Origin of the sequence: Nostoc sp. GT001 (assembly GCF_030382115.1) — a bacterium.
GTDB lineage: Bacteria > Cyanobacteriota > Cyanobacteriia > Cyanobacteriales > Nostocaceae > Nostoc.
On sequence record NZ_JAUDRJ010000003.1, the window covers coordinates 5013074 to 5038132 of the forward strand.

At 41.5% G+C, this 25059-nt stretch carries 20 protein-coding genes and 4 pseudogenes; 17 read left to right on the forward strand and 7 right to left on the reverse strand.

Annotated features, from left to right (window positions below; all coding sequences use genetic code 11):
- Window positions 1–3 precede the first annotated feature (3 nt).
- Window positions 4–381 (forward strand): annotated as a pseudogene (locus QUD05_RS24195) (thermonuclease family protein); the annotation flags it as partial.
- Window positions 382–467: 86 nt separating this feature from the next.
- Here QUD05_RS24195 and QUD05_RS24200 read toward each other — a convergent pair.
- A complete protein-coding gene (locus tag QUD05_RS24200; RefSeq protein ID WP_289798318.1) occupies window positions 468–1349 on the reverse strand; it encodes a carbohydrate ABC transporter permease in 882 nt (293 codons plus the stop codon).
- Window positions 1350–1374: 25 nt separating this feature from the next.
- Between QUD05_RS24200 and purN the strand changes: the two genes are divergently transcribed.
- Window positions 1375–2037, forward strand: a complete 663-nt coding sequence (gene purN / locus QUD05_RS24205) for a phosphoribosylglycinamide formyltransferase (protein ID WP_289798319.1) — start codon at window positions 1375–1377, stop codon at window positions 2035–2037.
- A 199-nt stretch (window positions 2038–2236) separates the two neighbouring features.
- Here the strand turns inward: purN and QUD05_RS24210 are convergent, their stop codons facing one another.
- Window positions 2237–3262: a GGDEF domain-containing protein gene (locus QUD05_RS24210; RefSeq protein ID WP_289798320.1), complete on the reverse strand. Its 1026-nt coding sequence runs from the start codon at window positions 3260–3262 to the stop codon at window positions 2237–2239.
- 886 nt (window positions 3263–4148) lie between these two features.
- Window positions 4149–4388, reverse strand: a complete 240-nt coding sequence (locus tag QUD05_RS24215) for a heavy-metal-associated domain-containing protein (protein ID WP_289798321.1) — start codon at window positions 4386–4388, stop codon at window positions 4149–4151.
- A gap of 401 nt (window positions 4389–4789) precedes the next feature.
- On the opposite strand from QUD05_RS24215, the gene alaS reads away from it, so the two are divergent.
- The 7 genes and pseudogenes from alaS to QUD05_RS24250 all read left to right on the forward strand — a co-directional run bounded on the left by alaS (window position 4790) and on the right by QUD05_RS24250 (window position 13552).
- Entirely contained in the window at window positions 4790–7432 is a 2643-nt protein-coding gene (gene alaS, locus QUD05_RS24220) for an alanine--tRNA ligase (RefSeq protein WP_289798322.1), read from the forward strand.
- A 508-nt stretch (window positions 7433–7940) separates the two neighbouring features.
- Window positions 7941–9175: pseudogene (gene trpB / locus QUD05_RS24225) on the forward strand (tryptophan synthase subunit beta).
- A 31-nt stretch (window positions 9176–9206) separates the two neighbouring features.
- Window positions 9207–10364, forward strand: a complete 1158-nt coding sequence (locus QUD05_RS24230) for a class I SAM-dependent methyltransferase (protein ID WP_289798323.1) — start codon at window positions 9207–9209, stop codon at window positions 10362–10364.
- A 250-nt stretch (window positions 10365–10614) separates the two neighbouring features.
- Window positions 10615–10896: a hypothetical protein gene (locus tag QUD05_RS24235; protein ID WP_289798324.1), complete on the forward strand. Its 282-nt coding sequence runs from the start codon at window positions 10615–10617 to the stop codon at window positions 10894–10896.
- A gap of 434 nt (window positions 10897–11330) precedes the next feature.
- Window positions 11331–11861, forward strand: coding sequence for a CAP domain-containing protein (locus QUD05_RS24240; RefSeq protein WP_289798325.1), 531 nt, complete (start codon window positions 11331–11333; stop codon window positions 11859–11861).
- 424 nt (window positions 11862–12285) lie between these two features.
- The gene (locus QUD05_RS24245) at window positions 12286–12834 is read left to right on the forward strand and encodes a CAP domain-containing protein (protein ID WP_289798326.1); all 549 of its coding nucleotides are present in this window, start codon (window positions 12286–12288) and stop codon (window positions 12832–12834) included.
- 88 nt (window positions 12835–12922) lie between these two features.
- Window positions 12923–13552 (forward strand): ribonuclease D, encoded by a 630-nt coding sequence (locus tag QUD05_RS24250; RefSeq protein ID WP_289800066.1) that lies wholly within the window; start codon window positions 12923–12925, stop codon window positions 13550–13552.
- 514 nt (window positions 13553–14066) lie between these two features.
- On the opposite strand, the pseudogene QUD05_RS24255 reads toward QUD05_RS24250, so the two are convergent.
- Together QUD05_RS24255 and QUD05_RS24260 are read right to left on the reverse strand one after the other, a co-directional pair.
- Window positions 14067–14513, reverse strand: a pseudogene (locus QUD05_RS24255) (rhodanese-like domain-containing protein); the annotation flags it as partial.
- 886 nt (window positions 14514–15399) lie between these two features.
- Complete coding sequence (locus QUD05_RS24260) at window positions 15400–15576, reverse strand: hypothetical protein (RefSeq protein ID WP_289798327.1); 177 nt, start codon at window positions 15574–15576, stop codon at window positions 15400–15402.
- A gap of 1 nt (window position 15577) precedes the next feature.
- On the opposite strand from QUD05_RS24260, the gene QUD05_RS24265 reads away from it, so the two are divergent.
- Window positions 15578–16297 carry a response regulator transcription factor gene (locus QUD05_RS24265; RefSeq protein WP_289798328.1) on the forward strand — a complete coding sequence of 240 codons (720 nt, stop codon included), beginning with the start codon at window positions 15578–15580 and terminating at the stop codon, window positions 16295–16297.
- A gap of 138 nt (window positions 16298–16435) precedes the next feature.
- Window positions 16436–17065 (forward strand): annotated as a pseudogene (locus QUD05_RS24270) (protein rep).
- A 90-nt stretch (window positions 17066–17155) separates the two neighbouring features.
- Here QUD05_RS24270 and pdxA read toward each other — a convergent pair.
- Window positions 17156–18247 (reverse strand): 4-hydroxythreonine-4-phosphate dehydrogenase PdxA, encoded by a 1092-nt coding sequence (pdxA, locus tag QUD05_RS24275; protein ID WP_289798329.1) that lies wholly within the window; start codon window positions 18245–18247, stop codon window positions 17156–17158.
- 205 nt (window positions 18248–18452) lie between these two features.
- On the opposite strand from pdxA, the gene petM reads away from it, so the two are divergent.
- The 6 genes from petM (at window position 18453) to QUD05_RS24305 (ending at window position 23194) form a co-directional block, all read left to right on the forward strand.
- A complete protein-coding gene (gene petM / locus QUD05_RS24280; RefSeq protein WP_109009093.1) occupies window positions 18453–18557 on the forward strand; it encodes a cytochrome b6-f complex subunit PetM in 105 nt (34 codons plus the stop codon).
- A 231-nt stretch (window positions 18558–18788) separates the two neighbouring features.
- The gene (locus QUD05_RS24285) at window positions 18789–19787 is read left to right on the forward strand and encodes an SDR family oxidoreductase (protein WP_289798330.1); all 999 of its coding nucleotides are present in this window, start codon (window positions 18789–18791) and stop codon (window positions 19785–19787) included.
- Window positions 19788–19917: 130 nt separating this feature from the next.
- Complete coding sequence (locus QUD05_RS24290) at window positions 19918–20835, forward strand: NAD(+) kinase (protein WP_289798331.1); 918 nt, start codon at window positions 19918–19920, stop codon at window positions 20833–20835.
- A 280-nt stretch (window positions 20836–21115) separates the two neighbouring features.
- A complete protein-coding gene (gene nblR, locus QUD05_RS24295) occupies window positions 21116–21802 on the forward strand; it encodes a response regulator transcription factor NblR (protein WP_289798332.1) in 687 nt (228 codons plus the stop codon).
- Window positions 21803–21949: 147 nt separating this feature from the next.
- Window positions 21950–22456 (forward strand): DUF192 domain-containing protein, encoded by a 507-nt coding sequence (locus QUD05_RS24300; RefSeq protein ID WP_289798333.1) that lies wholly within the window; start codon window positions 21950–21952, stop codon window positions 22454–22456.
- Between the two features lie 510 nt (window positions 22457–22966).
- The gene (locus QUD05_RS24305) at window positions 22967–23194 is read left to right on the forward strand and encodes a DUF2949 domain-containing protein (protein WP_012410503.1); all 228 of its coding nucleotides are present in this window, start codon (window positions 22967–22969) and stop codon (window positions 23192–23194) included.
- Window positions 23195–23534: 340 nt separating this feature from the next.
- Here QUD05_RS24305 and QUD05_RS24310 read toward each other — a convergent pair whose 3' ends face one another.
- The gene (locus QUD05_RS24310) at window positions 23535–24689 is read right to left on the reverse strand and encodes a pyridoxal-phosphate-dependent aminotransferase family protein (protein WP_289798334.1); all 1155 of its coding nucleotides are present in this window, start codon (window positions 24687–24689) and stop codon (window positions 23535–23537) included.
- Window positions 24690–25059: the final 370 nt, after the last annotated feature.

The window sequence follows — 25059 nt, forward strand, 5'->3', positions numbered from 1 at the left end:
AACCCAGAAATAGCTCATACCAACAAAGAAAAGCAAAGTAAACGCACTAGCGATCGCAATCAATTTACTTGGGGTGTAAAAGCCCAAGAACGGGTGCAACAACTGGTACAACAAGGAGGCGATCGCGTGACTTTGAATATTACCGATAGCGATCGCTATGGGCGTAAAATTGCTGAAGTCCGTTTAAAAAATGGCACTTTTGTACAACAGGTATTGTTGCAAGAAGGTCTAGCAAAAGTGTATCGTCCCTATTTAAATAAGTGTCCTAGTAAAGACTTAGTTCAACAAGCCGAAGCCAAAGCGAAGGAACAACGGCTCGGCGTTTGGAGCGATACTAAATTTATAAATCCTTGGGAATATCGCAGCCTATATAAAAAGTAAAAACTCGGCATTGCATATTTGCGCGATAACTTAGCAACTTCCAAAATTCCCCTCTGCTCCTCTGCTCCCCTGCCCCCCTGCCTCCCCTACTCCTCTCCCCAAGTTTGCAGTTGCAAATAAACTAGTACCAACGTTACTGCTAATAATACAGTCGCTCCTGCTGCTGCATAACCAAAATCAAACTGTCCAAAAGCCTCTTGGTAAATGTAGTAAACTAGCAGATTAGTCGAATTCAGTGGGCCACCACCAGTCATCACAAAAACTTGCTCAAAACTCCGCAATGTAAAAATTGCGGTAGTAATGACTGCAAATATCACAGTTGGGCGCAATCCGGGCAAAGTAATATACCAAAATTGTTGCCAAGCATTTGCTCCATCTAAGTCTGCTGCTTCATAACGACTGGGAGGAATTGCTTGCAACCCTGCTAAAAAAACTACCATATTGAAACCGAGTTGTTTCCAAATACTCATTAAAATAATTACTAGCATTGCCCAAAAGGTGTCTCCTAGCCAGGGGATTTCTGAAATCCCAAAAAAATCTAAAAGTCCGTTAACTGGCCCTGATGTTTGAAACAGCCAGCGAAATCCCAAACCAGCTGCCACAAGTGAAATAATTGAAGGAAGAAAATAAGCACTCCGCAGAATGCCCCGCAAGGGAATGGAACGGTTTAATAGTACTGCCAATCCCAAGGAAATAACTAAACTAGGAATGATAGTGGCAATAGTAAAATAAAAGGTGTTACCCAGAACTTGCCAGAAATCGGGGTCGAGTAGCAAGCGCCAATAGTTTTTTAAGCCTATCCAATAAATACCTTTTAAGCTGAAACTACCAGCAGTAAAACTGAGATAGAACAAATAGACGATTGGCCAAATGATAAACACACCCAGCAAAAGTAGTGCTGGTGCGAGAAAAATCCACGCGGCTACTGTATCATTATCCAACCACGACTTAGTATATATTTTTGGCATCTATAAATTAACCCTCCTAGCTGTTATGACTCTCCGCCTTGATTCTACCCTGAGCTTAATTTCTCCCAACATTAGCGATAATTACCAACAATTCGCCCCTTTAAAACTGGGAATTATGGCTTCTGGGAATGGCAGCAATTTTGATGTAGTTGCCCAAGCTATCCAAGATGGGCGGCTAAATGCCCAAATTAAAGTTTTAATTTACAATAATCCCTCGGCGAAAGCAGCCCTCAGAGCAGCGAATAGAGGTGTAGAAACTGTCTTATTAAATCACCGCAACTATCAAAACCGAGAAGAGTTTGATCATAAAATTGTGCAGACATTGCAGCACTACGATGTAGAATGGGTGATTTTGGCAGGGTGGATGCGACTATTAACATCAGTTTTCATTGATGCCTTTCCTGAGAAGATTATTAATATCCATCCTAGTTTGTTACCTAGTTTCAAGGGAATCCATGCTGTAGAACAAGCCTTGGCATCTGGGGTAAAAATCACTGGTTGTACAGTGCATATAGCTTGCTTAGAAATGGATAGCGGCCCAATATTAATGCAAGCCGCAGTCCCAGTATTGCCGGATGATACAGCAGAAACACTCCACGCCAGGATTCAAATTCAGGAACATCGAATTTTACCATTAGCGATCGCTCTGGCAGCTTCTTCGTCAAAAGTTACACTAAGGGTAACGTAAAAATACATAGATTAGACGCTCCTCTCTTTCACCACATATTTGGGTCTGTTCGCGAAGCGTCTCGTAGAGAAGCCCCGTGCTTCACACAATGCTTTAAAGTAAGGAGTAATGAGTTTCATAGTGGATGAAAAATGGGTATTTACTCATTACTTATTACTCATTACTCCTTCTTAAGAGCGCCTTTACGTCGGTGAGGATGTCAAGAAGAAACAGCTTTCAAATGTGAGCCATGATGAGATATGTAGTTCGAGTTAATCACCCGATTACGCCCAGAATTTTTAGCCTGTAACAGACATTGATCGGCACGATACAGCAGACTCTCTCCTTTCTCATCATCCTCAGCTTGCAGAGAAGCTGTACCCAAACTAATGGTGACATTAATTGTCAGTTTATTGTTGAGTGCAAATGGTTCGTCGCTGACTACGCGATTGAGACGACGGGCTACTAATAGTGCTTCCTCATCGGTAGTGTTAGCTAGAAGAATTACAAATTCTTCGCCACCATAGCGGAATGCTGTATCTTGACAGCGCAGATTGTGGCGCAAACGTTGGCATAATACTTGCAAGATGCGATCGCCTACTAAATGCCCATGAGTATCGTTCACTTTCTTAAAATGATCTACATCCAGAATAATCAAACTCAAGGAAGTTTTTTGAGTCCTGGCTCTTTGAATTTGTCTGGGTAAGTCCCATTCTAAAGCACGACGATTATTTAATTCTGTCAACGAATCGGCTAAGGCGATCGCAGATAACATATCATTTGTCCGAATCAAATCTCGGTATTTTTGTGCTTTCCGCAAACCAACTGTCAATTGAGCAAGTATTAGTCCATGATTGGCAGTCAACTCCGCCAAGCTATAGTCTGTTTTTTCTTCAATAAGATGCCAAATATATGCATCGGCTCCTTGCTTTAAGGCCGCAGCACTCATTTCTAATTCCCTGTGCCAACCCTTATTTCTATCATTCAGTTGCTGGGAACGATCCTCGAAGAGAATACAATATATCCACGATAATTTTGTTTGATCTTTCAACCAATTGCACAATTCCATGCTGCCATCTAGGCTAGCTTGCACCAGGATTATATCAGGAGGTGTTGTTTTAATCTGCGACACGGCTCGATCCAAATTGTCTATAACTTCTACACTAAAAGCAGTCGCATAACGGATCTGATCTGGAAGTGTGGCGATAAAATTATTTTTTCCAAAGACCAGAATAGAAATATTCATTGCTTTATTTTTAATCCTATTTAAATTTTAAATAAATTCACTTGGGTCACTACTGCTCTTGTGTCTAATACTAAATATGATGTTCTAGGCTAAATTATATTTTTTTACATCTTGTTTTTTCAGCATCTATTAGATAGTGAACTTCCAAATTTAATCTCATTTCAAGACTTTAGATTTACTACTGCCGTTTTGGAAATATTCATTTATAACAACTAATGTCTTCTTTACAGTTTATTTTTAAAACAGTGAAAATACTGAATATTATTTAAATGCATAAAAACTATTGTTGTGGATTCTTAAGTACTATTTCCATGATAGAATTACCGAAATAAATAGTTTGCAATAACTATGGCATTATGTAAATAAATTTATTCTCAAGTAGAAAAATGAAGAAAAAATAAAGTTTTTTAATTGAATTATTCAATCTGAAATTTTATTACGCAATTCAAAATATTATTTATCATGAAACCTTTTAGCCTTTTTATTTATAAACTAGGCTTAGATCGCATATTAAGAAAGTGTTTAAAATATATATAATATACACAGCAAAACTACCTCCTGCTATGTACAGTGGCGTTTTGGGGCTTACCTACCATCTAAATAAAGACAGAAGTTGTCGGGTAAAATTTTATAATTTAAGTAAAATTTTACCTCCAAAAAACAATGCGCTAGCAGGAGAAATAAAATATTTGCGCCTATCTTTTCTCTAGATTTTCCTATTTACTTAATTCACATTTTTTTTATTTGCTGTAATATCATAAATTTATAAAACAAAGCTAAATAAAAAAATTATGTCAAAACCTGTTACTAATTTGGGGAAGTTATTTCTATTCCGCCTTTCTACAGGCGTAAAATATAAAAAATTTTGTTAGCGTCGCTTGAGATATTAAAGTCTAAACTTCTTCTGTGAAAAGCTGGAATCCGAACGATAACCTTCTCCAGCGTAACCAGCAGCAACAATTACCTGTTTGATTGACTCCTCAGAAGTTTCGGACTCCACCGTGACAGTTTTAGCGTTAATCTCAACATTCACTTTGATCTCAGGTTCCATAACGTAGATAGACTCAGTAATTATTTCGGCACATTCTTCAAAAGTAATATCTGATACTTTCAGTTTTAGTGCCATTTGCTACCTCAGTATGGGAATTTTAAACTATTTCTTAATGATTAATTTTAAGCATCGAAATCCGATGTTTACAACGGGCTACGCCTATGCACATCCTGCCAAAGTTCGATAGTAGTGTAAAAACATCATAGTAACTGTATATATCTCACCCAATGGCAGAATTCGCTGGCAGTAATATGAAACAAAATGCAAGAATATATAAAGCTATTTATGAAAATACACCTACCTAGTAGTCTGCCAACCCAAAAATGCCAGGTGGAGGTTGGGGAAAGGTTAAAGGGAAAAGGGGAAGGGATTAAAAACCTTTCCCCTTTTCCCCTTACCCCGCCAAGTTGCCTTGGCGTACTACTAGTGCCGCTACGCCTAAGTCGAAAGTCTAAAGTCTAAAGTTAAAAACACCTATGTCTTCAAATCCCCAGTACCTAAGCGGTAACGAAATTCGCAACATATTTCTCGACTTCTTTGCTCAACGGGAACACCAAATTCTCCCAAGTGCCTCCCTCGTGCCAGAAGATCCAACCGTGCTGCTGACGATCGCGGGGATGCTACCATTTAAGCCAATATTCTTAGGGCAGCGCACACCAGAATTTAAGCGGGCTACGACTTCGCAAAAGTGTATCCGTACCAACGACATTGAGAATGTCGGACGCACCAAACGGCATCACACCTTTTTTGAGATGCTGGGTAATTTTAGCTTTGGTGATTATTTTAAAGAACAAGCGATCGCTTGGGGTTGGGAAATCTCCACGCAAGTCTTTGGCTTTTCCCCCCAAAATCTCGTCGTCAGCGTTTTTGAAGATGATGATGAAGCTTTTGCAATTTGGCGCGATCAAATCGGTGTGCCAGTAGCGAGAATTAAACGCTTGGGTGAAGATGATAACTTTTGGGTATCTGGCCCGACTGGCCCTTGTAGCCCTTGTTCCGAAATTTATTATGATTTCCACCCAGAACGCGGTGACGAAAATATCGATTTAGAAGATGATTCTCGATTCATCGAGTTTTACAACCTCGTCTTCATGCAATATAACCGGGATGCTTCCGGGAATTTAACGCCGCTGCAAAACAAAAACATCGACACCGGCATGGGTTTGGATAGAATGGCGCAAATTCTCCAAAAAGTACCCAATAACTACGAAACTGACCTGATTTTTCCAATTATCCAAACAGCAGGGCAAATTGCTGGTGTTGATTACCACAGCAGTGATGAAAAAACCAAAACTTCCCTAAAAGTCATTGGCGATCATATTCGGGCTGTCATCCACATGATTGCTGATGAAATTCGCGCTTCCAATGTGGGACGGGGTTATGTACTGCGGCGGTTAATTCGGCGGGTGGTGCGTCATGGGCGATTAATTGGAATTTCTGGCGAATTTACTACCCAAGTTGCCGAAACTGCGATCGCTCTTTCAGAATCAGCTTACCCCAATGTCCGCCAACGAGAAGCAGCAATTAAAGCTGAGTTGCAACGGGAAGAATCTAATTTCCTCAGAACTCTGGATAGAGGCGAAAAACTCCTCGAAGAAATCATCCAAGAGGTGAAACAGCGAGGGGAAACTCAAATTAGCGGTGAAAGCGCATTTACCCTCTACGACACCTACGGATTTCCCTTAGAACTGACTCAAGAAGTTGCAGAGGAAAATAATCTGACAGTCGATGAAACGGGATTCAATATCGAAATGCAAAAACAGGTGGAACGTGCCAAAGCAGCACATGAAACCATCGATTTAACTGTACAAGGTTCTCTCGACAAATTAGCAGAACACATTAAAGTCACCGAATTTATCGGCTATACCCAACCTGCTGCAACTGCGAAAGTTGAAGCGATATTAGTAGAAGGTGTTTGCCAAGAGGAAGCAGAAGCGGGGACAGAAGTGCAAATTGTCCTTGACAAAACGCCATTTTATGCTGAATCTGGGGGACAAATCGGCGATCGCGGTTATATCTCTGGTGATGGTATCGTTGTTCGCGTAGAAGACGTGAAGAAAGAATCTGATTTCTTTGTTCACTTCGGACGCATTGAACGCGGTACACTGCGCGTAGGCGATCGCGTCACCGCCCAAATCGATCCAGCTTGTCGCCGTCGCGCCCAAGCAAACCATACCGCAACGCACCTATTGCAAGCGGCATTGAAGAAAATTGTTGATGATGGCATATCTCAAGCAGGTTCCCTGGTTTCCTTTGATCGGTTGCGCTTCGACTTCAACTGTCCCCGCGCGTTGACAGCAGAGGAAGTGCAACAAATTGAAGAACAGGTGAACAGTTGGATTGCTGAGGCTCATGCTGCCAAAGTGGAAGTATTACCAATAGCCGAGGCGAAAGCTAGGGGTGCTGTTGCCATGTTCGGGGAAAAATACGGTGAGGAAGTGCGCGTGATTGACTTTCCTAGCGTATCAATGGAACTATGCGGTGGAACTCATGTCAGTAATACTGCTGAAATTGGCGTCTTCAAGATTATCTCGGAAGCTGGTGTCGCTTCTGGAGTACGGCGCATTGAAGCCGTTTCGGGGCCAGCAATCCTAGATTATCTCAACCTGCGGGATAAAGTAGTTAAAGATTTGAGCGATCGCTTTAAAGTTAAACCTGAAGAATTGCCAGACAGAATCACAAGTCTGCAAAGCGAACTGAGAAATAGCCAGAAGGAATTAGAAACCTTGAAGGTACAGTTAGCGATCGCTAAATCAGACAGCTTGCTACAAACAGCCCAAACCGTAGGCGATTCTAAAATTATTGTCGCCCAATTAGAAGATGTCGATCCAGAATCATTGAAGACCGCAGCCGAACGCTTGTTGCAAAAAATCGGTAACGGTGCGGTGGTACTGGGTTCTGTTCCAGAAGTTGGGAAAGTGAGTATAGTTGCAGCTTTTAGTCCAGAAGTGAACAAAAAAGGTTTGCAAGCTGGTAAATTTGTGGGTGCGATCGCTAAAATCTGCGGCGGCGGCGGCGGCGGAAGACCAAACCTAGCCCAAGCCGACGGACGCGATGCAAGTAAATTACCAGATGCGTTGGCACAAGCGGAAAGTGATTTAAAGTCCGCGTTAGCTTAATAAGCTACTAAGGCGAAACCTAATCTCCAGCCCCATTTTCTATAGAACTTAGGCACACGCGCTCAGGGGCAATTCATGAATTGCCCCTACTTAAAAATCAGGGTTTCAACTATTACTTTGCATAAGTCATGTTTGATTTTCAAGGCAGATATATTAGACCTGCCTTGAAAATAAGGCAGGAGGCAGATCGCTTTTAGCGTCTCCCCTTGGGAGAAGGCAGGAGGCAGGAGGAAAAGACATTTTCATTATTCCTTGTGAGCGCAGCTCATGGAGTCTCTTGCAAAAGTAATTTTTGCTCATAGGCGGGAAAAGGGGTTCATGTTAAAGGGACTCATGTTTTTATTGTTCCTTTCCCCTTTCCCCCTTACCCTTTTACCGACTTATGCAAGAAGTCTATTGTTATTTATTATTCTCCTCTGCCCCCCTGCCCCCTACTTCCTCCCCATCCCCCAGATACGCCCCAGACTTTCTATAATAATTAAGTCATTCCCGTCATCAAAAACAGCCTGTGACTACCACTCCTCTATCTCCAAGTTCAACTGCTCAGGTTCCAGATACGCTAGGCCGCTTTGGACGCTTTGGCGGTAAGTATGTACCTGAAACCCTCATGCCTGCCTTGGCTGAATTAGAAACAGCTTATCAGCAATACCGCAATGACCCTGGTTTTCAAGCAGAACTACAGCAGTTGTTACGAGACTATGTAGGACGTGCCACACCATTGTATTTTGCTGAACGCCTGACTGCTCATTATGCTAGTCCCGATCGCACCGAGCCACAAATTTATTTAAAACGTGAAGATTTAAATCATACTGGCGCTCACAAAATCAATAATGCCCTTGGTCAGGTATTGTTGGCGAAACGCATGGGTAAGCAGCGAATTATTGCTGAAACGGGTGCCGGACAACATGGAGTTGCTACAGCCACAGTGTGCGCTCGTTTTGGGCTGGAATGCGTAATTTATATGGGTGTTCAGGATATGGAACGCCAAGCTTTGAACGTTTTTAGAATGCGGTTGATGGGGGCAGAAGTTCGTCCGGTGGAGGCGGGAACCGGAACTTTGAAGGATGCTACTTCCGAAGCAATCCGAGATTGGGTGACAAATGTGGAAACTACTCACTACATCCTGGGTTCGGTAGCAGGCCCCATCCTTACCCAATGATGGTACGTGATTTCCATGCAGTAATCGGTGAAGAAACCCGCGCCCAAGCAATGGAAAAGTGGGGTGGATTACCTGATATTCTCTTGGCTTGTGTCGGTGGTGGTTCCAATGCGATGGGACTCTTCTATGAGTTTATGAATGAGTCTTCTATACGCTTCATTGGGATTGAGGCAGCCGGGGAAGGTGTCAATACCGAAAAACACGCAGCTACCTTGACAAAAGGACGAATTGGTGTGTTGCACGGAGCTATGAGCTACCTACTGCAAGATGAAGATGGGCAAATCATTGAGGCACACTCAATTAGTGCGGGGTTAGATTATCCCGGTGTGGGGCCAGAACATAGCTATTTAAAGGATACTGGTCGCGCTGAATACTATAGTGTGACGGATGCAGAGGCTTTGGAGGCATTCCAGCGATTATCGAAATTAGAAGGGATTATCCCGGCATTGGAAACAGCCCATGCGATCGCTTACCTCGAAACCCTCTGTCCTCAACTAACCGACAGTCCTCGGATTGTAATTAACTGCTCTGGACGTGGTGACAAAGATGTACAAACGGTAGCCAAGTTATTGTATCCAGCGTAAATCTACATAAAATATTTGGGAAAAAACAATAATGGATCAACAATTCCAACACCCAATGTTACCGCAACCCACTCACGACGAGTTGGCACGCCAAAACTTTGTGCAAACTATGAAAATGCACATTTTCAGGAATATATCTCCTGGTAATAAAGAAATTTATGAAAAACTAGCCAAGCCGAAGTTTGAACAAGAACATCAGCGCCCTCCCCAGAATCGTTATGAAATTCGGGAAGTAATGCAGCACCAACCCTACTATCGCTGGACTGGTGCCCTAAAACGCATTAACCAGGAAATGTTATGGGATGCAGTAAATGCCAACGTTGACAGACAACTACCAGAGTTGATTGAGCGTGCCAAAGATAAGGGTGGTGAACTGGGTACTTTAACCCTAGATCCAAATTTTCAAATACCTAATTATCAAAAGGCTGTAGACATTCACTGTATGCCCGGAGGATATCACAGTGAATTCACTGCCGATGATGTCGCAGCCGGTGCAACCTACGATCGCGGCGCTTACGTTTATGGACTCGGTTGGTTGGGGCCGCTCAACGATGATATGGGGCTATCTATAGTCCAAAACTACCTTTTAGCAGAGTTTCCCAACTTTCGACCGAGAAAAATCCTCGATATGGGATGTTCTATTGGCAATAGCACATTACCTTATGTCGATGGTTTCCCAGATGCAGAAGTCCATGCTGTAGATATAGGCGCATCTATACTGCGTTATGCTCATGCAAGAGCCGAAGCCTTGGGAAAACGGGTACACTTCTCTCAGCAAAATGCCGAACATACTAACTTCCCCGATGCATCATTTGACTTAGTGGTTTCTCACATTTTGCTGCATGAAATCCCCCCGTCATCTGTGCGTAAAGTTATGCAAGAGTCTTATCGTCTACTGGCTCCTGGTGGCATGATGATTCATCTAGAAGCACCCCTATATCATCACATGGATGTTTATACACAGTTTATTTATGATTGGGAAACCGCTAACAACAACGAACCTTTCTGGAGTGCTGTACGCGATTTAGATTTGCTACCCTTAGTTACTGAGGCTGGTTTTGCAGCAGATAAGACATTCGAGAAATTTGTCCCGAATGGGGCATGGAAAGCAAAAGAAACTAATGGCCTGTTTAAAAATGGTAACTCAGCCACCCAAGGCACTTGGTTTGTGGTTGCCGCAACTAAGTAAGAATTCGTAATTCGTAATGGGCTATGGCCTGCTACGCTAAGGGACTTGCGTGAAAATAAAGTACCAATAAACCGAGTTTCGACTGCGCTCAACCCTCAGATGTCGAGAGTTGAGCGCAGTCGAAACCCGCCTGGTTGGGACACTATTAATCCGCAGATCCCTAACGTAATTCGTAATTGAGAAAGTCAGATTTTATCTGGCTTTTCTCGTTTTGTATGTCTAGTCTTATTTTTGGAGAATTGGTATCAGGATGACAAAAATAGCCAAGGGTAAACGACCTGTTTACTTAGAAAATCCGCAAACTGATAAATTGTTAGCGATCATCATGGCTTTGACTGGTGAGGTGTCCGTGCTGCATGAGCGGCTAGACACTATTGAACGGTTGCTAGAGGTGAAAGGTATTTTATCGGCTAGTGAGATTGAAGCTTACGAGCCGGATGTCAAAGTAACCAAGGAACGGGAACAGTGGCGTGCAGAATATATTGCACGGGTGTTGCGTGTGATACAGGAAGAGTTAGAACCCCTTAAATAAACCTAGTTAAAATCACGTAGAAAAATGGCTGAATAAATCCAGCCATTTTTTATCCGACATTCCGCATCTTCAACTATCACAATCGGTTTTTACTGCTTTTTTGTCATAAAAAAGCTATTTCATATACTTAAGTACAGTAAAATAACTGAATTTATGAAGATTAACAAGCATAATATGGAACTTGTAAATTCAAAGAAATCTAGTAATTACACTATATGACAGTCTAAATGCGGAATCTTGGATAAAAAGAATCATACTAATGGTAGAAGACAACTATTGATTAAATAGTACCAATTTTGCGTTAAATCATGAATTTAAACGTTCGCTAGTAGTTTTTGAGCAAAAAAGCCCACAAATAGAGCAATTTAAACCTATAAGCAATTTGTCACATTGATATTCGTTGGTTACATTGTCTAAAACTTTACTACCAACAAATGATCAAACAAATAGTTTACAGCGTTGTTTTAGGCACTATTGCTCTCAGTGGTGGAACGATCGCTACTTCTGCAACAAATCCAGCTTGTACGCCAGTACCTTCTAATGTATCGAATAACACTAATCAAGTTGCAGCAAATAGCATGGACACTGCTGCTATAGAACAGTCGATTTTTAACCAAATCAATAACTACAGGGCTTCCCAAGGGCTACCAGCGCTAACTCGTAATTCTGCCATCGATAATCAAGTTAGGCTTCACAGTAAGAACATGGCTAATGGTACAGTTTCCTTTGGGCATAGTGGATTTTCAGAACGTCTGAATGCAATCGATGTTTCTTACAGAGGAGCTGCTGAAAATGTCGCTTATAACCAGGGATATGGCGATCCTGCCACAAAAGCTGTTCAAGGCTGGCTCAAAAGTCCAGGGCATCTTGCCAATATCAGAGGTAATTATAATTTGACGGGGATTGGTGTCGCCAAAAACAGTCAAGGCGCAATCTACTTCACACAAATATTCATTCGCTCATAGGTTTGACGCTATGTGCAACTTAATATTCTGACCTCACTTCCATTCTTCTCTGCTGCAAATAGAGAAAGGCTTTGAATTCTACCCGTTATTATTAGGCAAGGAGATTAGGTTTGAGTAAAAATTGCACATAGCGTTAGATTTGGTAAAGTTGAGGTTTTTTCTCAAATTCCCCAGACTTTAACCTGTTAGTAAAGCTTTTGCTTGATAATTCATGAGAATCTGAAATTATTAGCAAAATTAACCGTGATTTTCATCAAGCCGATCGATTGAAGTACTGACAATTGGAAATGATTGTTTGTGTTACTTGTAAAGGATGTAGCCAAATTGCCGAAATTCATCATTACTTAATAGTATTGTGGTATATATCTTCGGAACAATAAGGTAAAGTAGAAGTCTTATATCTCTACACATTACGCAATTCTCCATGTTCCGACAAACTGCTTTTGGCATCGCTTTAAGTGCGCTTGTCCTTGCTAGTGGATTAACGACTGCTCCGATACCAAATCATACTTCTACGAATACATCCACCCGTAATAAGCTGTTGTCGCTTTTTTCTAGTCAGGTTGCAATATCGACTCCTACTTTTAAAACTACTGAGCTAGAAAAATCAGTATTTGACCAAATTAATCGATATCGGGTTTCTAAAGGACTGCCAAAGTTGACTTTAAATACAAATTTGACTCGACAAGCCAGAATTCATAGTCAAAATATGGCTAAAGGCAAAACCCCATTTAGCCATCAGGGATTTGAAGGGCGAGTCAAAGCTATCCCGATTCGCTACAACAGTGCAGCGGAAAATGTAGCTTTTAACCGGGGATATAGCAACCCTGTGGAGGAAGCTGTTACTGGCTGGATCAAAAGTCCTGGACACCTAAAGAACCTTAAAGGAAATTACAACCTGACTGGAATTGGCGTTGCTACTAATAATCAAGGCGAAGTCTACCTAACACAACTGTTTTTTCGGGCTAGGTAGATTTAATTTTTGATTTTTTTGCACAATAATAATGTAGTGTCTGACAAGACTTTTTTTGCTGGACACTGCTATTATTTTTGAACAATTGATGACATTACCAGATTTTCAGGTGAGCGATCGCGACCTCAGTGACGCAACCCTTAGCCAGTATTTAGAATCTCCAGCGATCGCAGTTGATACAGAAACGATGGGATTATTGCCCCTGCGCGATCGCTTGTGTCTCGTCCAACTGTGCAATCTTGAAGGGAAAGTGACTGCAATCCGCATAGGCAAAGGACAAACTGACGCCCCCAACTTAAAAAAACTCTTGGAAGCAGTCAATGTTGTGAAAGTGTTTCACTTTGCTCGATTTGACTTGGCCACTTTGCGAGCCAATCTGGGGATTCAGGTAAGGCCAATTTTTTGTACCAAAATTGCCAGTAAATTAGCCCGTACTTACACAAATCGTCACGGACTAAAAGACGTTGTACAAGAGTTAGAACAAGTGGAACTAGATAAAAGCTCTCAAAGTTCTGATTGGGGTAATGCCGTTAGCTTATCTGAAGCTCAACTAAGTTATGCTGCCAATGATGTGCGCTACTTACTTAGCGTGCAGCAGAAGTTAATACAAATGCTCAAACGAGAAGAACGTTGGCAAATTGCTCAAGAATGTTTTGAGTTTCTACCAACTATAGTTTCTTTAGATTTGTTGCAATTCAAGGATCTATTTGAACACTAATCGAATAGGGAATAGTGACAAGAAATTTTTATCGCTCGTCAATCCCGACTAGTTATATGTCAAGTTGAAATTGATAGATAAGCAGGTTCGTAGTAAGGACTAAAGTCGTTATTTACCAAGCACTCACTAAAGTGCTTACTACAAACCCTCATTCTAAGTTACAGCAGATTTCAAATTAGTGAAGTAAACAACGATTTGTCTCAAAGCCAGGTATGTATAAAGCCTGTTTTACTTCTATATTCTGACCGGAGGCGGAGCGTCTCCGGCTCCGCTCCTGAATTTTGAATTCTGCTGTATTTTTTGCCTAAGAGCCAACATTGGAATCATTGGTGTCTCTAGGAGTTTTAGATTCACTAGCAGCTTCCTTGAGGTTACTTGCTCCCTCTTGAATGCCTTCTTTGAGGTTACTTGCTTGCTCTTGAATGCCTTCTTTAAGGTTACTGGCTCCTTCTTGAATGCCTTCTTTAAGGTTACTTGCTCCCTGTTTAATGGATTCTGTGGCGCTAGTACCGCCCTTTTGCAGATTTTCTTGGTGGTTTTTTAAGCGATCTACAACATTGTAGTCATCTGCACCTGCGGGAGTTTTTGATTCAACAATCCCTTCTGTTGGACCACCGATCGCTTTCCATGCGCCAAGACCACCTTTGAGTTGGGAGACATGCTCAAATCCATTAGAACGCAGTTGTTGTGCGGCTTGGGCAGTGTCTTGTTCGTTGGCACCGTAAACGTAAATATCACGGCTTTTATCTAAAGAAGGTACTGCGCGTTGTACCAATTCATCTGCTGGCATTGGCATTGCTCCCATAATGTGACCTTCATTGTAGGTCGAGCGATCGCGCACATCCAGAATTGTAAAAGCTGGTTCACCCCATTCCAAACGACTCTTCAGGACATGAGCATCAGTTTGTGCTTCTATTGGTGGTTGTGGGGGAATGATGCCGCCTACTAAATTATTAACCATAATTTTTCCTTGCTGACGATATTAATAGCAATTTAGCGAACTGAAGATATTTAATTGCTCTTTCTCTGGTATGAGTATTCTTAAACTCTCTCCTCAGATAGACTGAGTATTTTCCAGAAAATCAACCAATTAATCAATTGTAAATAATGCCATTTGATAGTATTGACAGACAATATTTTAGGTTTTACGTAATTCTTCATGAATCGAGAAAACATTAGTTTGAAATGAAAAATGTTTAGTGATAAATATAGTAATTGATACCTTTTTAATATCAGCGATCGCCAATAATAATGTCTCCTCAATTTTCTGCCATACTTATAGCGTTATATACAGGACATCAGAAGTTTGTGAGGTACATACGCTAAATCTGTTACCCAAATATAAAGGGTGTTTTACTTCTGAATTCTGCTGTCAGCAGTACTATTGAAACAAGCTCCCAGCAATTTATTGACATCATAATATTGCTAGAGTAATTCTGCTTTTGTCTGTTAAAGCTGGTTTTGACGCCCTATATACCTTCTGGCGATGCTTTCATTCCTTGGCTTGTCATAGTTCAGGCTCAGACTTGTAGTATAGTATATGCTTAAGAGGGCAGCTACATGTAAATGCACCAGGGTAGATTTTCGTAGACCTTCTTCAAGAGAACATATTTATTGTTTATAGTACAGTCGAGTAAGTAGGAGTTGAGAATCTAGATTGGCTGATAAGTTAGTTTGTGAGCCTTTATAGAGACCTAATTAATCAGGGAGTGCGTTACCCTTTTAAAGTTGTATCAATTGCCGTCGCTTCTGGATGTGTCTTTTGACTATTTGCGATTACGGAGATGGTTTTTAATTACACTTACCCCAAATGTAAAAATTTAACATTATACAATACAAATTCAAAATTATGCAAAAATCATGCCATAATTATAAATTTTATCGGCATGATGATTGCTGAGGTTGCGATCGGCTTCATGGAAAATTAAATGTATACAAGTACTACAGTAGCGATGGTACTTAACAGAAACACGTAAAGTAAAGCTGGCACAACAGCAAATCGCCCAATCTACAATAGACAGCATTATGGTTATGGTTACTGCTACTACTCCCAAAATTCTGATTGTTGATGACGACTTCGGCGTGCGAAATCTCGTCTATCGTTTTTTAAGTCGGAAATATCAAATAGAGTCCGCAGCAGATGGTAAGACTGCCTTATCGTTGTTTGAGCAATTCAACCCAGCTTTAGTAATTCTGGATTGGAATTTGCCGGATGTTACTGGTTATAGCCTTTGCCAAGAAATGCAGAGTCGTACTAATGTTTTAGTGCTGATATTGACTAGTAGGACTGATGAGGCTGATAAAATTAAAATCTTAAGCGCAGGTGCTGATGATTTCATGACTAAACCATTTAGTCTTGCAGAAGTTGAAGTTAGAGTAGAGGCTCTTTTGAGGCGGATACGCTACATCAATCCCTCCCCAACACAACGTATCGTTTTCAAGCAGCTAGTAATTAATCCAGAGGGACGCGAGGTAACACTTAACGATAAAACTCTTGCCTTAACAGCGCTGGAATTTAATATCTTACATTTTTTGGCAAGTCATCCTAATCAGGCTTGGAGTCGTCCACAGCTAATCCAAAAAATCTGGGGTTGCGATTACGTAGGAGATGGCCGGGTGGTTGATGTGCATATTGGTCAGCTTCGCAAAAAGATGGAAGTCGATCCCAGCATACCGGAGTTTATTAAAACTGTGCGGGGCTATGGTTATAAGTTTGAAGCGCCCGACGAAAATACTACTTCCTGAGCTTTTCGATTTCAGAAAGAGTTTATAACAAAGAATTAGTCAGCATTGTTTTATTGCTTACTTAAATACTTTTACTGAGGCTTGACCGTATAACTTGCGTTAATTTTGGACGTTGATACAAACTGAGTTGGTAATTTCGTGTCTGCTCAAGCCTCAGATAGTAACTTTATTGCTTTTAATATATCGTCTCAAGACAAGTTTCAGAAAAATCAAAATGTCCAAAGCTTAACCGAAGTTTCGCCTATAGGTAAAATTTGGGACAAGCACAGAGCTAATACTGATAAAGTCTTGCGCTATTACGCCAAAGCAGACGAACATTATTTTCAGCAGTATGCTTGGCGGATGAGAATCTGTTCCGAGTTGCTGAAATTTCAATTAGTACTTGACGAATCGGAAGGTATTCTCAACTTAAAACTATCAGATGCCCGATTCTGTAGGGTTCGTCATTGTCCAGTCTGTCAGTGGCGGCGATCGCTAATGTGGAAAGCAAGAGCTTACAAAATTCTCCCACAGGTTGTCACTGATTACCCCAAACACCGTTGGCTGTTTATTACCTTGACTGTAAAGAATTGCCAGATTGAAGAACTCAAGGAAAACTTGGATTCTATAAATAAGGCTGTTAAGCGACTCACTGAATTGAAAGCATGACCTGCGAAAGGTTGGGTAAAGTCCATAGAAGTTACCAAAGGTAAAGATGGAGTCTCGGCACACCCGCATTTACATATTTTGGCAATAGTGCCGCCTTCGTATTTCAGTAGGGTGTACTAGTATTACCTCGTTTCCAAACCATTTGTGAGTTCGACCAAAAGCAATCTTACTAGAAGGCATTGACTTCGAGAATTGGTATCATGAAATAATTCATAGTTTTGTCGCCGCCAATCTTTGACCAACCAACTCAGCCGCTAAATGTATCGCTGCTTTCATACTCGTAGCATCAGCAATTCCTTTACCTGCAATATCAAACGCTGTGCCGTGGTCGGGTGAAGTGCGAACGAAAGGAAGACCAATAGAAGTATTAACTGCCCGATCAAACGCCATCAGCTTCACAGGAATTAAGCCTTGGTCGTGGTAAAGTGCCAAGTAGCCATCAGCGGGATTTTGTACTAAAGAATTTCCATACCAAGCTTGACCAGGTTTAACCCACATCGTATCTGGCGGTATCGGCCCATCTAACTGTAATTGTGGCCTATTTTGTCGCTCTTGCTCCAACCAGGGAATTAACCAATCTTGTTCTTCATGTCCAAGTTGTCCCTGTTCGCCACTGTGGGGATTCAAACCTGCGATCGCAATTCTCCCTCTATATATACCAAAATCTTTCTCTAAACACTCCACCAGCAAATCCAATTTCTGTGTCAGCAACTGCGGTGTCAATGTATCAGCTACTTGACGCAGGGGAATATGTGTGGTAGCAAGTAAGGCGCGGAGTGCCCAATTAGTATGGGGCGATCGCGCCACAAATAACATCCCAAAACGGTCAACACCTGATTTTTGTGCCAAAAGTTCTGTTTGCCCTGGATAATTATATCCTGCGGCTTTCCAAGCAGATTTAGCGATCGGCCCTGTGACAATACCATCAAATTTACCAGCGAGTGTTTGAGCGATCGCATATTCCATATACGCAAAACTAGCCGCACCACTGGCTGCATTACCTATTCCTGAAATAATTTGATCTTTAATTTTTTCATCCAACTGCACATCGCTGACTGACAACTCATCTGGATTTGCCAAAGCTACTAAATTCTCAGTTAAATTCAGTTTGTGATAAATCTGTGCCAGCAAATCTCCGTTACCCACTACTGTAACGTCATATTTTTTACGAATTTCTGGATCGGCTAAAGCTTTCAAAATCACCTCCAGCCCAATCCCCGCCGGATCTCCGAGCGTCAGCGCCAAACGCGGACGATTCTCTTTCACAAAATTTATTAAACCACCTTGATTATTTTGATACATAAAATCTCTTCATAATTATTATCATTAAATCTTTTCGATTTACCCATCTCTGCTTTTGCCAACAGTAGGGATTGCCCCCCAAGCCAGTAGGGATTACCTGCTAAACTAGTTTAAAATTGTTTACACAGGTCTAATCCTAGCAACTGTTGAAAAGCTTCTGGTAGACCTAGTTTACACACCAATTTGCATAAGGAGAATCACACTAATGGGCGGCGAAATTTTGAATGCAGCTCTATTGTCTTTCGGTTTAATCTTCGTAGGCTGGGGCTTAGGCGCGTTGTTACTGAAAATTCAAGGCGGAGAAGAATAATTGAATTCTGAGTTCTGAGTTAGGAGTTATTACTCTCCCACTCCCCACTCCCCACTCCCCACTCCCTNTTTTCATTGAAATGAGAAAAAAGCTTGTCCGTTAATCGGACAGCTATTTTCCCATGAGTACATCCAAATAAATGATTTTCTGAGAAAAGATGTAAACTTTTGTTTGCATAGGTTATTCTGATAACATTCTTTTCATAAAACATTAAAATTTATTACAACCCTCATGACATTATTAATCGTCGGTGCCACTGGCACCTTAGGAAGACAAGTGGCTCGTCGTGCTATCGATGAGGGATATAAAGTACGCTGTCTTGTCCGCAGCAGTAAAAAAGCAGCTTTTCTTAAAGAATGGGGTGCAGAACTCGTCCCCGGAAATTTACGTTACCCCGATACCCTAGCGGAAGCTTTAGTTGGTGTAACCCAAGTTATTGATGCCTCAACCTCTCGTCCTACAGATTCATTGAGTATCAAACAAGTGGACTGGGAAGGCAAAGTAGCATTGATTCAAGCAGCAAAAGCAGCGGGTGTTGAGCGTTTTATTTTCTTTTCGATTTTAGATGCTGATAAATATCCAGAAGTGCCGCTCATGGAAATTAAGCGGTGTACAGAACTATTCTTGGCTGAGTCAGGCTTGAATTATACCATCTTGCGGCTAGCTGGGTTTATGCAAGGGTTAATCGGTCAGTATGGAATTCCCATTTTGGAAGGACAGCCAGTTTGGGTAACAGGTAATTCTTCTCCTATCGCTTATATGGACACTCAGGACATTGCTAAGTTTGCTATCCGAGCATTGAGTGTACCAGAAACGGAAAACCAAGCTTTTCCTGTAGTCGGTACTCGTGCATGGAGTGCAGAAGAAATTATCAACCTGTGCGAACGCTTATCTGGAAAAGATGCCAGAGTAACGCGGATGCCAATAACCTTACTGCGTGCTGTACGGGGCATAATGCGATTCTTTCAGTGGGGATGGAACGTAGCAGACAGGCTGGCGTTTACAGAAGTATTGGCTAGTGGTAAACAGTTAAATGCTTCAATGGATGATGTATACACAGTGTTTGGTTTAGATCCGCAACAAACCACAACCCTAGAAAGTTATCTCCAAGAGTACTTCAGCCGAATCATGAAGAAGCTCAAAGAAGTAGACTACCAAAAAAATAAAAATAAAAAGCAGAAACCTAAAAAAACTCCTTTTAAACAATCTTCAAAAGCTAATAGTCAATAGTCATTACAAAACAGACATTAGTCGTAAAACTCTAGACTCTGGATATTTGACTCTAGATTAATGACTACATGACCAAAAATGTGTAACGATTACATAATACAGAGCATCGCCTAAACTTGGATATTTGAGTGTGCCGAAAGCAGGCATTATCTACAATGACGTTAAACCGATAGCGGGCCGTGTCGCTATTGAGTTGAAAGACAAGCTAACCGCAGTCGGTTGGAATGTATGTATCACATCGAGTATTGGTGGTATACTGGGCTACCCTAATCCTGAGAGTCCTGTGTGCCACACCCCCATTGATGGTCTGACACCCCCTGGTTTTGACTCAGATATGGAGTTTGCAGTGGTATTGGGGGGAGACGGCACTGTTCTAGCAGCGTCTCGTCAAGTAGCCCCTTGTGGTATTCCACTGCTAACAGTGAATACCGGCCACATGGGATTTTTGACGGAAACTTTCCTGAATCAATTGCCCCAAGCACTAGAACAGGCGATGGCAGGTGAGTATGAAATTGAAGAACGAGCTATGCTCAATGTCAAAGTGTTTCGGGATGATTCAGTGCTATGGGAAGCCCTATGCCTGAATGAAATGGTGCTACACCGAGAACCTTTGACCTCTATGTGCCATTTTGAAATTGCCATAGGGCATCATGCGCCAGTAGATATTGCCGCAGATGGTGTGATTGTTTCTACGCCTACTGGTTCTACAGCTTACTCATTGAGTGCTGGTGGCCCAGTGGTAACTCCTGGCGTACCTGTTTTACAACTAGTACCCATTTGTCCCCATTCCCTAGCTTCTAGAGCATTGGTATTTCCAGATACTGAATCGGTCAATATCTACCCAGTCAATATCCCTCGACTGGTAATGGTAGTAGATGGGAATGGAGGGTGCTATATATTACCAGAAGATCGAGTATATATGGAGCGATCGCAATATAGTGCCCGATTTATTCGCCTGCAACAGCCTGAGTTTTTCCGAATTTTGCGAGAAAAATTAGGTTGGGGTTTACCACATATCGCTAAACCAACTTCTGTCGAATTACCGTAAGCATTGGGCATTGGGCATTAGTTATTTCTCCTGTGCCCCCCAATGCCCCATTTACTGATTTCCTTCCAGAATTACTGGTATGGAGATGGAATTTGGAGTTAGTTATTAAGATTGCATCCGAGAATTCGATAGCTGACACCTGAACGTGCTAAAACATCCTTAGCAGCGCGTCAAATCAGAATTGCTACATCACTAAAAGCTCGTAATTGCACTTTATAACTGATGTAAAGATTTTCTCTGGAATATCTTTACAATCCTAAATCCAATATCCCAAATTGTTATGACAGTTGCTCAAAGTCCCTGTGTTTTGGTGATTGAAACCGATGAGAGCCTTGCAAATCAGCTTTCTTGCGATTTGCAAGAAGCAGGTTATGAATCAATTTTGGCTCATGATGCGACGAGTGGTTTAGAACACTGTCGTGATCGCCAACCTGCTTTAATTGTTTTAGACCGGATGCTAGCAGGAGAATCAGGACTATCATTGTGCAAAAATATGAGAAGCACTGGTATGCGATCGCCTGTATTAATTTTAATGGCAAGGGATACAGTTGACGATCGTGTAGCTTGTCTAGAAGCTGGAGCGGATGATTACATCCTCAAACCTTACCGCTCAGAAGACTTTTTGAAGTTGATTCGCCTCTACTTAAAACCCGATGTGGATACCACAGAGCAATTACGCTTTGGGGATTTAATTTTAGACATAGCAACTCGCCGTGCCATACACAACGGACGACCAATTGACTTGACAATGAAGGAATTTGAACTATTAAAATTCTTAATGGAACATCCTCGTGAGGTGTTAACCCGCGAACAAATTCTAGAAAATGTTTGGGGTTACGACTTTCTGGGTGAGTCGAATGTAATTGAAGTGTACATCCGTTACTTGCGGTTAAAAATCGAAGATGAAGGTCAAAAGCGCCTCATTCAAACAGTGCGAGGCGTAGGGTACGTTTTAAGAGAATCCTAGTATACTGTAGCGGGAGTTTGCCTATCTCCTTGCCTCATTCCCAGTTTCGGATTGGGAATGTTTGGGTCCTACTGCCTTCCAACCAAAGGGTTTTTCTGGCTACAACACTGTAAAATTGAAGTCTAAATTACAAAATCGAAAAGCTATATGACTCGTTGGCTAAGTTTGCTCTCGATAGTGCTGAGTATTTTTCTGATGGGTTGTTCTGTGCCAACAACAGCTAAATCTCCTAGCCCCACCTCTGGTTCTAAAACTCCAGCACCAGAAAGTTTAGGTCAAAAACTACCAATTTCTGCTAAAGCCATTGTGCCTGATGGTACAACGATTCAATTAGAGGTAGCGCAGACGCCAGAACAGCAAGCGATGGGGTTGATGTATCGACCAGCTTTACCAGATGACCGGGGAATGCTGTTTGGCTTCCCTTCAGCACGACCAGTAAGTTTCTGGATGAAGAATGTACCAGTACCCCTGGATATGGTATTTCTACATAAAGGTGTAGTTAAATATATTCAGGCTGCTGCGCCTCCTTGTACAAGTGAGCCTTGTCCTACTTATGGCCCCAATACACCAATTGATAAGGTGATTGAACTTCGTTCTGGAAGAGCTGCCGAATTGAAGTTGAAAGTGGGCGATATTCTCAAAATTGAGTTTTGAAACTCTGGTGCTTTGCGGGGATAGAAATTTGGGTAATTACTCGGTTGAGAGCCTATACGGTCGAAATATATGTTTTTTTTGTAAAAAATGTCACTTTGGGTGGTCAAATAGCACTTGTAACGCTACTATTTAAAAACTGTGGTAATAATGTAAAATTCTACTGTCTCAAACCTGAAATCACAGTCTTCAGGTTTAGTCTCAAAAATATTCCCTTGGGCGTAAGTGTAAATAGTCGCCAATAGGAGAGTATAGGCTATGGAATCTTTATTACTACCTGTGTAATTAAATAAAACACAAAAGTAAATAAGATGAAGCCAATTTAATTAAGTAAAAATACTGCTTAATAAGCTAGCAGATAATTTGTATGAGAATTTTCATTTCTCAGACTATCTATAGGAAGCCTCTGTTGAAGGCAGATTAACAAAAACTGTGCTGGGGTGTATAGCCGATAACGGCACAGTGACAGATGAAATACTGGCTACTGTCTACCGAGTAATGGTGAACTGATATATGACAATACATTCTGCACAAGGAGGTGAGATACAAATGTCACCATCAAAATATTCCCGACTGATTCATTTTTTGCAAGAAGATTTGGCAATTTCCACAGCATCATTAGCGGTGGCACTTCGGCATCGGGAGCAAGACCCAGGCCCTTTGGCAATGATTCTTTGGCAATATGGTTTGATTACTCTAGAGCAATTAGAACAAATTTATGATTGGCTGGAGACGGCGTAGATTATACCAATTTTGGATTGTAGATTTTAGACTTTGGATTAAAAGTTTCTATCAAATGCCTATTAGCAGAATCTCAAACAATACTATTTATGCCAATTTGGGATGATACAAAGTTGCCAAAGTTAGTCTTGTTTGGTGTCAAAGATACAGTGCGACTTTCTCCAAAGCAAATAATACTATCTAGGGCAACTTGGTGTCATTTAGGAGAATTGAGGTATGTCATATCAACTCTACACTTATGCAAAGATTGATATATAGCTCTCTTGACTTTGACGGTTTCTACTCTACATACAAATTAAAGAGCGAGTTAAATTATCAACTCGCTCTTTTGATTTAGTACTCAGGACTGACTAAACACTTTAACTGCTGCTGCTATACCAGAACCAGGGGTAAAGTCTTCGTAGCCAAGTTCTGTGAGGATAACTTCTAAAGATGCTATGCAGCTAAGGATATCGCGATCGCTCACAAAACCCAAGTGACCAATACGGAAAATTTTATTGCTCAAATGGTCTTGACCACCTGCTAGGGCAATATCAAAGCGTTTTTTCATCAATGACCGAATCTTATCAGGTTCAATTCCCTGTGGTGCTACAGCCGTAATCGCTGGACTAGCGGAACTATCTGCTGCAAACAGGGGTAAATTTAACCCTTGAATGGCGGCGCGGGTAGCATTTTTCAGCCGTTCGTGTCGAGCAAATATTGACTCCAAGCCTTCCTCTTTCATCATTCGCAACGTGGTGTGTAACGCTACAATTAAGTTCACAGGCGGAGTAAATGGAGTTGTATTTTTGGCTGTGGCTTTACGATATTTGCCTAAGTCCAAATAATATTTTGGTAGCTTCGCAGTTTTGTAAGCTTCCCAAGCCTTGGCACTGACAGAAACAAAACCCAATCCGGGCGGAATCATATAACCTTTTTGGGAACCGGAGGCGACGATATCCAAGCCCCAAGCATCCACGGGTAGATTAAACGCACCCAAGCTAGTCACCGCATCAACGATAATTAAAGCTTCACCGTGTTCTTTAACGTGGCGGTTGATGGTTTCTAGGTCATTCAACACACCCGTCGAGGTTTCGCTGTGGGTAATGATTACGGCTTTGATTTGCTTTTGCGTATCTGCTTGGAGTTTTTCAGCAAATACTGCGGGGTCTAAGGGTTTTCCCCATTCCACCTTAACTTCTTCTACATTCAAACCGTAGGCTTGGCCAACTTCTACCCAGCGTTCACCAAATTTACCATTAGAACCAACTAAAATGCGATCACCTGGAGAGAGAAAATTAATTATTCCCGCTTCTACAGCACCCGTACCACTGACATTCAGCATCAGCACATCACTTTGAGTTTGGTGCAGCCACTTCAGGTTTTCTGTCACCTCTGCCAATATGTTGCTAAATTCACTAGTACGGTGTCCAATCGGATGCTTGGCTAATGCCAGTAAGGCAGCTTCTGGTACCGGTGTAGGGCCTGGAATCATCAGCATCAGCTTATCGTTCATGTGTCTATCCTAAAAGTCAAATAAAAGTCAAAATTGTGGAAAGTTGGTTAAGTCTGATAGCAAATCCTTAGATATTCATCTACAAATTCCACTCAGATCGTCACCAGCCTTGTTGTATATTTTCCAAATTTATAGGAAAAGTATTGTGGGAGTTAATGATCGGTCAGCTTGACCTTTGCAATTTATACCAGACTCTAACTCAGATAAAACCTCTGTTCCAGGCAATCTTACCACACACCTAGACGCCAGGTTAAGGTGTCTGCTCGTAGGCGAACGGCTATTTTAGCTAAAGATGAAACATCTATCTAGATGAGGCATAGGTACGATAAATTCTTAAAATTTACCCATAATCCACCTCAGTTGTTTTTAT

Coding starts and splice junctions, on each gene's coding strand:
- QUD05_RS24200 (WP_289798318.1), bottom strand. CDS start 1,349: ATGCCAAAAATATATACTAAGTCGTGGTTGGATAATGATACAGTAGCC.
- purN (WP_289798319.1), top strand. CDS start 1,375: ATGACTCTCCGCCTTGATTCTACCCTGAGCTTAATTTCTCCCAACATT.
- QUD05_RS24210 (WP_289798320.1), bottom strand. CDS start 3,262: ATGAATATTTCTATTCTGGTCTTTGGAAAAAATAATTTTATCGCCACA.
- QUD05_RS24215 (WP_289798321.1), bottom strand. CDS start 4,388: ATGGCACTAAAACTGAAAGTATCAGATATTACTTTTGAAGAATGTGCC.
- alaS (WP_289798322.1), top strand. CDS start 4,790: ATGTCTTCAAATCCCCAGTACCTAAGCGGTAACGAAATTCGCAACATA.
- QUD05_RS24230 (WP_289798323.1), top strand. CDS start 9,207: ATGGATCAACAATTCCAACACCCAATGTTACCGCAACCCACTCACGAC.
- QUD05_RS24235 (WP_289798324.1), top strand. CDS start 10,615: ATGACAAAAATAGCCAAGGGTAAACGACCTGTTTACTTAGAAAATCCG.
- QUD05_RS24240 (WP_289798325.1), top strand. CDS start 11,331: ATGATCAAACAAATAGTTTACAGCGTTGTTTTAGGCACTATTGCTCTC.
- QUD05_RS24245 (WP_289798326.1), top strand. CDS start 12,286: ATGTTCCGACAAACTGCTTTTGGCATCGCTTTAAGTGCGCTTGTCCTT.
- QUD05_RS24250 (WP_289800066.1), top strand. CDS start 12,923: ATGACATTACCAGATTTTCAGGTGAGCGATCGCGACCTCAGTGACGCA.
- QUD05_RS24260 (WP_289798327.1), bottom strand. CDS start 15,576: ATGCTGTCTATTGTAGATTGGGCGATTTGCTGTTGTGCCAGCTTTACT.
- QUD05_RS24265 (WP_289798328.1), top strand. CDS start 15,578: ATGGTTATGGTTACTGCTACTACTCCCAAAATTCTGATTGTTGATGAC.
- pdxA (WP_289798329.1), bottom strand. CDS start 18,247: ATGTATCAAAATAATCAAGGTGGTTTAATAAATTTTGTGAAAGAGAAT.
- petM (WP_109009093.1), top strand. CDS start 18,453: ATGGGCGGCGAAATTTTGAATGCAGCTCTATTGTCTTTCGGTTTAATC.
- QUD05_RS24285 (WP_289798330.1), top strand. CDS start 18,789: ATGACATTATTAATCGTCGGTGCCACTGGCACCTTAGGAAGACAAGTG.
- nblR (WP_289798332.1), top strand. CDS start 21,116: ATGACAGTTGCTCAAAGTCCCTGTGTTTTGGTGATTGAAACCGATGAG.
- QUD05_RS24300 (WP_289798333.1), top strand. CDS start 21,950: ATGACTCGTTGGCTAAGTTTGCTCTCGATAGTGCTGAGTATTTTTCTG.
- QUD05_RS24305 (WP_012410503.1), top strand. CDS start 22,967: ATGACAATACATTCTGCACAAGGAGGTGAGATACAAATGTCACCATCA.
- QUD05_RS24310 (WP_289798334.1), bottom strand. CDS start 24,689: ATGAACGATAAGCTGATGCTGATGATTCCAGGCCCTACACCGGTACCA.